The 766-nt window shown below is 34.9% G+C and carries 1 protein-coding gene; it reads right to left on the reverse strand.

Annotation, left to right across the window (positions count from 1 at the left end; translation table 11 throughout):
• Positions 1–766: RHS repeat-associated core domain-containing protein (locus Q428_RS14740; RefSeq protein ID WP_051515198.1), on the reverse strand; the 766-nt coding region annotated here is incomplete at both ends.

Genomic DNA, 766 nt, shown 5'->3' on the forward strand with positions numbered 1-766 from the left:
ACTTGGGTCATCCATATTTACAACATTATTCATACAATAAGCAAATGCATTATGTGAAAGAAGTTCTCCTGCAACACCTGTTATTGAATCAGAGTTAATAAATCTTCCCAAATCTGGATTGTAATAACGTGAGTTTAAATAATACATTCCAGCTTCAGTATCGTATCTATATCCTCTATATCTATAAGGATTTTTAACCCCTACACTATCCTTTAGGCTTCCGTCTATTGATATAAGTTTCCCCCAGGAATCATAAGTGTATGATACCACTTGAGTTCCTGTACTGTCTAGAAGACCTATTATATCACCCTGAGCATTTCTTATATAATAGTACTCTACCCCATTTAGCTTCATGCTAATTAGGTTATCACTACTGTCGTAGGAGTAGTAAATCGTATCGGTTCCATCTGTTTCAAAGGTTACCTTATCCCCAACAAGATGATATTTTGTTGTTACAGTTCCTACTGTTTTTTCTGTTCTAATTCCCTCAGCATTGTATTTGAAGGAAGCATTTATTCCATTCCCTGAGATACCAGCTAATTGGCGTCCCATTTCCCATGTGTAGGTATATCCATTGTATGTTAATGGATTACCTATTGCATCATAGATTATATCATAGGTTTGAGGATTATCTGTACCTATCTTTACAGTGACTGCAGTCAGTTTATCCTTCCAGTTCGCATCACCATAATTATAGGTTACTGTTTTTAATGCATCTCCTAGTGTATCACTTGTTGTATAAGCATATTCTATTTTGTTTAATATG

Origin of the sequence: Fervidicella metallireducens AeB, from assembly GCF_000601455.1 — a bacterium.
Taxonomy (GTDB): domain Bacteria; phylum Bacillota; class Clostridia; order Clostridiales; family Caloramatoraceae; genus Fervidicella; species Fervidicella metallireducens.